The sequence below is a fragment of the Paenibacillus dendritiformis genome, from assembly GCF_015845845.1.
Taxonomy (GTDB): domain Bacteria; phylum Bacillota; class Bacilli; order Paenibacillales; family Paenibacillaceae; genus Paenibacillus_B; species Paenibacillus_B dendritiformis_C.
Map to the genome: position 1 here is coordinate 1 of NZ_LDIG01000101.1, position 7,814 is coordinate 7,814.

Here is a 7,814-nt window from a genome sequence, read left to right on the forward strand (position 1 = left end):
GCAGCACGAAGAAGGGATCCTTCGGTGGTTCCATAGTAAGATGACGAACGGCTTGTTGGAAGGCATTAATGGTCTGGTTCAAGCAGCTAAACGTCGGGCCAGAGGCTACAGGAACGTAGAAAACTTGATTGCGATGGTGTATATGACAGCCAATAAGCTTCGTTTGCCGTTGCTCGCGGCGCGCCGAGCATAATAAATCCCTTGCCGCCTTCTTACCCTGCTTCAGATGTAGAAACAGCGGTCAAGCGAACTCCTTGACGGCTGTTTCTACATCTGAAAATCTCTTAAAGGCGGAAGGGGTTATGAAACTAATATTCAACACTGTACCCACCCAGTAGAGCGAAGAGCCTCTTTTAACAAGTAGGCATTCACTTGAGCCTCGATCGCTTTTTGTAAATAAGCCGGGACGGGCAAACGTAGTCACGATCATGATTTTGCAGGGCAAGCCGGCATGTCTGATTTGCTCCGCCAACGCAAGGCCGTTGATCAGAGGCATCTCAATGTCCAGCACACACACATCAGGCTGATGCCGCTCTATCGCCTCCCAGGCTTGTTTCCCGTCCGGCACTTCAGCCAGCACCTCCATATCGGGTTCGAATTTCAACAATGAGGCGAAGGCGCCGCGCAGCATCTGCTGATCTTCGGCGATGACGACTCGAATCATGTGGCAGAGCTCTCCTTTCCTAGTTGACGAAGCGGAAGCTGCATAGACAGAGCCGTTCCCCCGCCCGGTGAGCTGCCCACCGTGAAGGTTCCATGAAGGGCTTGCATCCGCTCCTTCATTGACTGAATTCCATTTCCGGTTGCTGTAGGCAACAGGCCAACTCCGTCATCCGTTATCGATACACAATATAGATTGTCCACCGTTTCCAGCCTGATTGTGCATTGCTTTGCTTGACTGTGCTTGACAATGTTGGTCGCCGCTTCCCGAACCGCGAGCGCAATCATCGTTTCTTCTACGCTGGCTAACAGGGGAGGCCTTCCATTTTCCACGATGTCCAGTTCAATCCCTGCCGTATGCAGCAGCTTGCGGCAATGCTCGATTTCATGCGCCAGCGAGATGAACTTCATATCCGACACCAGCTCCCTTACCTGCTTCAAGGCGATTCTCGATGTGTACAGGATATCCTTCAGTTCTTCCTTGGCCTGGATCGGGTCTTTATCCACCCACTTATTGGCCAGCTCGCATTTCAGCTTAATCATCATAAGGGTTTGCCCCAGCGTATCATGAAGATCCCTTGCAATACGCTGTCTTTCCTCCTGCTGAATGTACGTTTCAAGCTGTTGATTGGCTGCATCCAGCTTGCTCTGCAAGCGCTTGGTCTTTTCTATAATATAAATGACGATAGGGAAGAGCATTTGAACAATCATGAGAGGCAGGACTAGAAAATTGTCCGTTCTCTTCCCATACACGACATACACGAAGATAAACATGAGGGCAATGGCCGCAATCGCGATACCAATATGCCACTTGGACTTCGACCTTCCGATCAGGTCAGCAAATATAAAACCAAAAATTAAGAGGTTCGGGTCGATGTACATACCGATCAGAGCAGTTGTAGCAAGACCGGCTAGAACTGCCGCTAGAAGATACCCATTGCGATGCCACAGTCCGATATAAAGGGAAACAAGAAAGGAAAGCAGAAGAAGGAGACTTCCCAAGAGACCCGGATTCGAACGGGAGCTGAGAACCGTGTAAAATAAATACACGATCGCGATAACATCTATGAGCAAATAATTCTTGATTTGATCTCTTGGGTAGATCTTGAATATCATGGATGGCCTCCAGTTCGGTTATCGGGTTATCTGGACTCGAAGATTCCCACTGCGCGTCTGCGGATCGATTCCATCGGCCCCAGCTTAAAGATGCGAAGCCATGTTGAGGCAAACCATAGCTGGAATAAGGAAATGCCGATCCAGACCGCTATAACGGCCAGGGAATTCAGCTTTCCGCCTAGAGCAAATCCCCAGCCATAAAAAAGGACGGAAGCGATAATATTTTGCATAACATAACAGCTTAAAGACATCTTCCCGGCATGTTCAAGCAAGCGCCACAGCCAGTTCCATTTCGTATATTGTAGCATTTTTCCAATGAGTGCTATATACCCAAGGGAAAGGAATGGGGCAAATAAGTAACGCACAGGCAGATCAAAGGCGCCCCCAGGAATAAAAATCAACAGGTTCAGCGGCAGACCGATAAAGAGTCCCAGTTTCAACAGTTTTTGACGCTGCCTGTGGCCGTTCTCATCTTGGGCAAAGACCCCTGAGCGCATGAGACGTACGCCAAGCAAAAACAAAAAGACATTCATGGGTATAACGAAAATGGCTTCCAAGCGAAGCTGCAGGAAATGAGACAGCCGATATTGGAGTTGCTGCAGCCAAGAACCGTCTTGATAGAGAGTGACTATCTGATCGAAGCTGCCCAGTGAAATATTGGGAGCCATCAAAGAAAGAAGCAGGATCGCCAAGATGATGACTGCATGGACGCTGCCAATTCCTTTCATCGTAATCGATATGAGGCGGTCACCGCCTCGGACGATGAAGGCCGCAATCATGCCAGTGATGCCGTAACTCATGAGGATGTCATACTCCATGACCAGGGTGAAATGAAGCAGGCCTTCCATGAACAGGATGAGGAGGACCCACATATAAACGCCTGGCCAAGCTTTCCCCGTGCGCATCGCTTGCTGGTACTTTAATTCCAGTCCGACTCCGAACATAATCGTCAACAAGCCAAGCATCTTCCCGTTCACGAGGAATAACACGATCATCCTGAGCAGATCATCAATTCCCCACCAGCCGGTATAATTGTACGTCAACAGATAAGACAGGTCTCCCAATTGCGCGAATATCCAGATATTCGTCCCAAGTGTTCCCAGGATGGCGAACCCCCGCAGAATATCAAGCAGCCGAATTCGCCCTTTGCGTTGCTCCACATTACTCCCCCTCTTCTCACGTTGATTACCGTAGTTTTATTGTAGTTGTATAGAGGGTGACAAAACATTCACACCTGTAAAGAGATCTGTATGACAGGTGTCATCTCTGAGTGATTCAGGGGCTCATCTCGTTGGAATCATTGCATCATATTTCACAATCAAGGTGGAGGAATATATTAACATATGGTAATATAGGTTTAAATATATATTGGGAGGTTCTTTCATTTGATTGGTCGCAGCGGAAATCCGACGCTCAACGAGAATACGTTTGAGAATAGCGGACATTACAATGGACAAGAGACGATGACGATTGGCGGCACGGTGAACAAATCGTTCATGACGCTGGCGCTGCTCGTGGGGGCAGCCGTTATCTCTTGGACTATGTTCTTCAATGGGTACGAAATGTTGCCTTATATGATAGGCGGAGCGATTGGCGGCCTGATTCTGGCCCTGATCATCAGCTTCAAGCCTTCGACGGCGCCGATTTTGACGCCTGTCTATGCAATTGCGGAAGGGTTGTTCCTTGGAGCTCTCTCAGCCAATTACGAATCATTATACTACGGCATTACCCTCCAGGCGGCTTTGCTGACGATGTGCGTGTTCATGGGCATGCTGCTTGCCTACAAGACGGGCATGATCAAGGCGTCGGCAGGCTTCAAGCGCGGCGTAGTCGCCGCTACGGCAGGAATTGCGATTGTCTATCTGCTCAGCTTTGTGCTTCGGATGTTTGGCGTAACGGTGCCTTATCTGCATGACAGCACCCCGATCGGCATCGGGATCTCGGTCGTCATCATCATTATTGCGGCTCTGAACTTCGTGCTGGACTTCAACTTCATCGAAGAGGGGGCGCAGCAGGGCGCGCCGAAATATATGGAGTGGTACGGGGCATTCGGCTTGCTCGTGACCCTCGTATGGCTGTACATCGAGATTGTCCGCCTCCTGGCCAAGCTGGCGAATCGGGATTAATCGAATAGGAACAGGTTAGCGATCGCGGAGTGTCTTTGATGAGGCACTCCGTTTTTTGGTGCCCATAACGGGGAGGAAGCTTGCCAAGAAGACATTTGTTGAGGGCATGCAGAATAGGATATACGGAGCCGCTTATCCATGGACTATGCATGAAGGGAGAGGTTTCTGTGGTGAAGTATGGGCTGCCCTCACTTATCGTTGTCATGAGTGTCCTTTATATTTTCGTGATTCCTGACGAGCCGCAAGCGGTCAAGCTGCTGTTCAAATTAATTCCGATGTGGCTGATTATCGCTTACGGGTATCTGCACATGCCATCCAACCGAAAGAGCTGCCATTGGATGATAGGAATCGGGCTGTTTTTCTGTATGCTCGGCGATGGACTGTTGATGGGGTGGTTCATCATTGGCCTGTCGGCCTTCCTCATCGGGCATTTGTTCTATGTGACTGCATTTATAAGCAGATGGCGCTTCTCCGGCATTCGCTTCTTCATGCTCATTCCGATCCTGGCGTATGCCTCGTTCATGAGCTGGCATCTGCTTCAAGCGCTGATTCGCGCCGATAATTACGTCTTGGCCGCATCGGTGCTTCTCTATATTATTGTCATTTCCTTCATGGCTTGGTCCGCGATCATGACCGGGAATAAGCCGGCGATGGCCGGCGCCTTGCTATTTGCGGTATCGGACTCCATTTTGGCGTGGGATAGATTTGTATCCGAGGTCGTCTTCGCGGGGCCGTTAATTATGATAACGTATTACACGGCCCAGTTCCTGATTGCCTCCAGCCTGAGAACGATCGCGCAAGAAAATCGCAGCGCCGCCATCTCTACAGCCGACCGTGTAGGAAACTAAGGGCCTGTTGTCACGTTTTTTCCGACTCCATCGGACCGTATATTTTTAATTTTATCAAAATGAGGATAAACGCTAGATTCGCTCTATGGATGATGACCATTTCGAGTTGATTGTGCCGAAGTGGTACAGCCGGTTTCCGGTTGAAGCTTACTATTCTAATACGAATATGCACCGTGCAAAGAAGCCGCCCATGGTTCGGTCAGGATGGTTTTGTACCTCTATTCAATTTGCCAATATGAGAAATCTATGCCAGTATATAAACATATTAATAACGATTGGAGCTAATGTAATTATGTCTAATTTGCCGAACTGCCCACAGTGCAATTCTGAATATACCTATGAGGATGGACATCTGTTGGTATGTCCGGAATGTGCGCATGAGTGGACGCCAGGGGCCGAAGCGGAAGCTAACGAGGATGGACGGGTCATCCGGGATGCCAATGGAAATGTCCTGAGCGATGGGGATTCCGTAACCGTGATTAAAGACTTGAAAGTCAAAGGAAGCTCATCCGTTGTGAAAATCGGAACAAAAGTAAAAAATATACGCTTGGTCGATGGGGACCATGATATTGAGTGCAAAATCGACGGTTTTGGAGCGATGAAATTAAAATCGGAATTTGTGAAAAAGATCTAGAAGGATGTAAATGCAAAAATAGTAGAAAAGACCTGTAAAAGGACTTTTCTACTATTAGTATCAAAGCACATATAACTTTCATTTAGGTTACTTCAGGGATAGTTTATGCGGGGACTAGTTCAATGACTAATTAAAAGCTCAGATAAACGATGGTCTTAAGCTAAGGAAATCTTGCAATTTGGGGAATATAGGGTTTTGCTGTTTCTGGTGCAAATTGTGAGCTCAAAAGGTACCACTGAAATCTTAAATGTTTCATATAAGCGGCTTCATTTTTCTTAAGAAGATTTTCGTTACTCTTAAATAATCGAGAAGCCAAGAGATATACTTCATCCCAATTATAAGGATCAACAATTTCCAGGAAATAAGAACCATTTTCTCTGCAGATAATCCCTCTGCTCCATATATCTGTAAGGTCAGATCCCACTTTATACATTTCTATTATATTTTCATCGATAACGATACGAGGATAGACAGCAAAATGTTGCTCTAGTTCATAAGCTCTTGCAACGGCATGGCTGTAAGTCATATGATTATTTTGGTAATGCCTAGAATAGGCGACAGCGCCTCTTACGAATAAATTGTTTGATAGAAAGGATAAGAAAACCCGTTTTAAGATATCTAAAAATTCTAAAAAATGGCTATGATGAGTACATGTTATAATTATTGTGTCTGAAATAGCCTGTACTTTAAAAATAGCATCATTTAATTCTTCAAAAATTCTTAGTGCACAGTTTAAATTCTCTTTGAAATCCAATGATGCATTTTTTCTATCTTCCTCTAGAAGTTGTCTATAACCTAGGACATCAAGCAGTGCTGCATATAGATAAACAGGTTCTGAGCTCATTCAATAGCCTCCGCAATTTTTTGGATTTCTAACTTATAATCATTCATCTTGGTAACCCAGGGGTCCCAAACTGTCCCATAGTACATTTGACCAGTACTTGAAGCCTCTCGAGTATGTTCTCGTTGAATATCAAAGATGGCTCGTCCAAACATTTGGGCTACAGGTGCCAGGGGGCTAACATCACGTATTGTAGCTACATACGGCTCTTTTGGGTTTAAACCTACCGCTGGAACAATACCTTTCTTCGATAATAAGGAATGTTCGATATTGTAAGAGATTTTTTCTTGCCATTTAACATATGATTCTTTTACTTTTGCATTGTTATGAACTTTAAAGTTTTGGCTTATTGCTCCATAGAGAACAGGTTTTCCTGGGAATGACTCTATGTTAAAAGGTCTTAATGTTTCAGATATTTGTTGGTGACGTATGATCCATTCATGAATAATTCGTCCAAGTAATTTTACAGCTTGATTGCAAAAGCGATCGGGTACTAATGGAAGTAATATTCCATCACATGAAAGAACAACCATTCTTGTAATAGCGCCAGTACTAGGACCAACATCACACAATACGTAATCTAATGAGTGGTAATCACCGAGTGCTCGAAGCAATCTATATAATGCAACGTATGTATTTTTTTCGTGGATATTTTCTGTTATGGCCTGATTCCATGCTGTACCAAAATACGTTTCAGCTAATGAAAATTCAAGATCACCTCTAAATAGAAATAAATTATTATATAACTTTGAGGGTATTAATTCGACAGATTCTGGCTTTATAAAGCCTGCCTCTCCTTTAAAACGAGCTAGTAAGGATTGGTAAATCGAGGTGCCAGGAAGCTCTTTATCTGGCTCTTCTATTTCAGGGTCGGAAGCCAAAAAGAGTTCTGTTAGGTTGCATTGGGGATCACAATCAACAAACAATACACGCTTTTCTTTTTGGGCAAGATATACGCCCAAATTAAAAAGAGTTGTAGTTTTGGAAACGCCACCTTTATTGTTATACATTGTAATAATTTTTGCCATCTTTTCCTCCTCAAGTGTTAAGTTAATATTTGCGAAGTCTACCATCTATTATTATATTAAGAACTCATGTTTCTAATCAAATAAAACGAACAAAAGGTCTATTCGACAAAAGGTCAGGCATAACATCGGTTTGGTTTTGCTGGCACTGGGTGAAACCAGTTCGAAAAAGGTAAGTGTATCTGTATCAAGCCAGTGAAAGGGTACAAGATCTGGGCTCTTCGCTCTACTGGGTGGGTACAGTGTTGAATATTAGTTTCATAACCCCTTCCGCCTTTAAGAGATTTTCAGATGTAGAAACAGCCGTCAAGGAGTTCGCTTGACCGCTGTTTCTACATCTGAAGCAGGGTAAGAAGGCGGCAAGGGATTTATTATGCTCGGCGCGCCGCGAGCAACGGCAAACGAAGCTTATTGGCTGTCATATACACCATCGCAATCAAGTTTTCTACGTTCCTGTAGCCTCTGGCCCGACGTTTAGCTGCTTGAACCAGACCATTAATGCCTTCCAACAAGCCGTTCGTCATCTTACTATGGAACCACCGAAGGATCCCTTCTTCGTGCTGC

The 7,814-nt window shown here is 45.5% G+C and carries 9 protein-coding genes and 1 pseudogene; 4 read left to right on the plus strand and 6 right to left on the minus strand.

The features are described 5' to 3' along the window. The coding region (locus ABD76_RS08360; RefSeq protein ID WP_197253431.1) for a transposase at positions 1-193 on the plus strand (193 nt) is incomplete at its 5' end. A gap of 155 nt (positions 194-348) precedes the next feature. Here ABD76_RS08360 and ABD76_RS08365 read toward each other — a convergent pair. From ABD76_RS08365 to ABD76_RS08375, 3 genes and pseudogenes are all read right to left on the minus strand, one after another. After that, positions 349-664, minus strand: a pseudogene (locus tag ABD76_RS08365) (response regulator); the annotation flags it as partial. Continuing rightward, on the minus strand, positions 661-1,776 hold the full coding sequence (locus ABD76_RS08370; RefSeq protein ID WP_197255927.1) for a sensor histidine kinase: 1,116 nt from the start codon (positions 1,774-1,776) through the stop codon (positions 661-663). The gene ABD76_RS08370 and the pseudogene ABD76_RS08365, both read right to left, overlap by 4 nt. A gap of 26 nt (positions 1,777-1,802) precedes the next feature. Next, positions 1,803-2,936 carry a DUF418 domain-containing protein gene (locus ABD76_RS08375; protein ID WP_197255929.1) on the minus strand — a complete coding sequence of 378 codons (1,134 nt, stop codon included), beginning with the start codon at positions 2,934-2,936 and terminating at the stop codon, positions 1,803-1,805. A 225-nt stretch (positions 2,937-3,161) separates the two neighbouring features. On the opposite strand from ABD76_RS08375, the gene ABD76_RS08380 reads away from it, so the two are divergent. The 3 genes from ABD76_RS08380 (at position 3,162) to ABD76_RS08390 (ending at position 5,384) form a co-directional block, all read left to right on the plus strand. Further along, a complete protein-coding gene (locus ABD76_RS08380; RefSeq protein WP_197255931.1) occupies positions 3,162-3,902 on the plus strand; it encodes a Bax inhibitor-1/YccA family protein in 741 nt (246 codons plus the stop codon). Between the two features lie 167 nt (positions 3,903-4,069). Beyond that, a complete protein-coding gene (locus ABD76_RS08385; protein ID WP_338125077.1) occupies positions 4,070-4,750 on the plus strand; it encodes a lysoplasmalogenase in 681 nt (226 codons plus the stop codon). A gap of 292 nt (positions 4,751-5,042) precedes the next feature. Continuing rightward, positions 5,043-5,384, plus strand: a complete 342-nt coding sequence (locus tag ABD76_RS08390) for a zinc ribbon domain-containing protein YjdM (protein ID WP_168181840.1) — start codon at positions 5,043-5,045, stop codon at positions 5,382-5,384. A 160-nt stretch (positions 5,385-5,544) separates the two neighbouring features. Here ABD76_RS08390 and ABD76_RS08395 read toward each other — a convergent pair whose 3' ends face one another. The 3 genes from ABD76_RS08395 to ABD76_RS08405 form a co-directional block, all read right to left on the minus strand. Next, complete coding sequence (locus ABD76_RS08395; protein ID WP_197255933.1) at positions 5,545-6,228, minus strand: hypothetical protein; 684 nt, start codon at positions 6,226-6,228, stop codon at positions 5,545-5,547. Then, entirely contained in the window at positions 6,225-7,253 is a 1,029-nt protein-coding gene (locus ABD76_RS08400) for a ParA family protein (RefSeq protein ID WP_197255935.1), read from the minus strand. The genes ABD76_RS08395 and ABD76_RS08400 overlap by 4 nt, the downstream gene beginning before the upstream one ends. 368 nt (positions 7,254-7,621) lie before the next feature. Continuing rightward, positions 7,622-7,814 (minus strand): transposase (locus tag ABD76_RS08405; RefSeq protein ID WP_197253431.1); only part of this gene is annotated, 193 nt, incomplete at its 5' end.